The organism is Tritonibacter litoralis (genome assembly GCF_009496005.1).
Classification (GTDB): Bacteria; Pseudomonadota; Alphaproteobacteria; order Rhodobacterales; family Rhodobacteraceae; genus Epibacterium; species Epibacterium litoralis.
Map to the genome: position 1 here is coordinate 1 of NZ_WIBF01000041.1, position 1,748 is coordinate 1,748.

Below are 1,748 nucleotides of genomic sequence, written 5' to 3' on the forward strand. Positions count from 1 at the left end.
ACCCAAGTCAAAGATGTGAGCTTTGCGCCGGGCAATGTGTCGATCAACTGGTTTGCCGATGGCACGCTGAATGTGGCCGCCAACTGCATCGACCGCCATCTGGAAACCCGTGGCGATCAGACTGCGATCATCTTTGAACCCGATGATCCAAACGAGGCCGCCCAGCACATCACCTATAAGCAGCTGCACACCAGCGTCTGCCGCATGGCCAATGTGCTGGAGACTCTGGGCGTGCGCAAAGGCGAGCGCGTGGTGCTCTATCTTCCGATGATCCCCGAAGCCGCCTATGCGATGCTGGCCTGTGCGCGCATCGGCGCGATCCATTCGATTGTGTTTGCCGGCTTCTCGCCCGATGCGCTGGCCGCCCGTGTAAACGGATCCGATGCCAAGCTGATCATCACCGCCGATGAAGCCCCACGCGGCGGGCGCAAGACGCCGCTGAAGTCCAATGCCGATGCAGCTTTGCTGCATTGCAAGGAAGACGTCAAATGTCTGGTGGTCAAACGCACCGGTGGTCAGACCACCTGGGTCGATGGTCGTGACTTTGATTATAATGAAATGGCGCTGGAGGCGAATGACTACTGCAAACCTGCAGAAATGAGTGCCGAAGACCCGCTGTTTATCCTCTATACCTCTGGCTCCACCGGCCAGCCCAAGGGGGTTGTGCACACCACCGGCGGCTATCTGGTCTATGCCGCACTGACCCATGAGGTGACCTTTGATTACCACGACGGCGACGTTTACTGGTGTACGGCGGATGTGGGCTGGGTGACCGGCCACAGCTATATCGTCTATGGGCCGCTCGCCAATGGGGCCACCACGGTGATGTTTGAGGGCGTGCCCACCTACCCGGATGCGGGTCGTTTCTGGGCGGTCTGTGAAAAGCACAAGGTCAACCAATTCTATACCGCGCCCACCGCCATTCGCGCGCTGATGGGGCAAGGCACCGAATTTGTTGAGAAATACGACCTCAGCGATCTCAAAGTTCTGGGCACCGTGGGGGAGCCGATCAACCCCGAGGCCTGGAATTGGTACAACGATGTGGTCGGCAAAGGCCGCTGCCCGATTGTCGACACCTGGTGGCAGACCGAGACCGGCGGCCATCTGATGACGCCCCTGCCCGGTGCCCATGCCACCAAACCCGGCGCTGCGATGAAGCCGTTTTTCGGCGTCCAGCCCGTGGTTCTGGATCCGCAATCAGGTGAAGAGATCACCGGCAATGATGTCGAGGGCGTTCTGTGCATGAAAGACAGCTGGCCCGGTCAGATGCGCACCGTCTGGGGCGATCACGACCGGTTTGAGAAGACCTACTTTTCGGATTACAAAAACTACTACTTCACCGGTGACGGCTGCCGCCGCGATGCGGATGGCGATTACTGGATCACGGGCCGTGTGGATGATGTGATCAACGTCTCGGGCCACCGCATGGGCACCGCCGAGGTCGAAAGCGCGCTGGTGGCACACGCCGCCGTGGCCGAAGCGGCCGTGGTCGGCTACCCCCATGAGATCAAGGGCCAGGGCATTTACTGCTATGTCACGCTGATGAATGACCGCGAACCCTCCGAGGAGCTCTACAAGGAGCTGCGCACCTGGGTGCGCACCGAAATCGGCCCGATTGCCAGCCCGGATGTGATCCAATGGGCGCCAGGCCTGCCGAAAACCCGTTCGGGCAAAATCATGCGCCGCATCTTGCGCAAAATTGCAGAAAACGACTTCGGAGCCTTGGGCGACACCTCAACCCTCGCCGA

Annotated in this window: 1 protein-coding gene; it reads left to right on the forward strand. The window is 60.1% G+C overall.

All coding sequences use genetic code 11. The annotated features are described in order from the left end of the window. Positions 1-1,748 (forward strand): acetate--CoA ligase (gene acs / locus GFB49_RS20880; RefSeq protein ID WP_153218186.1); only part of this gene is annotated, 1,748 nt, incomplete at both ends.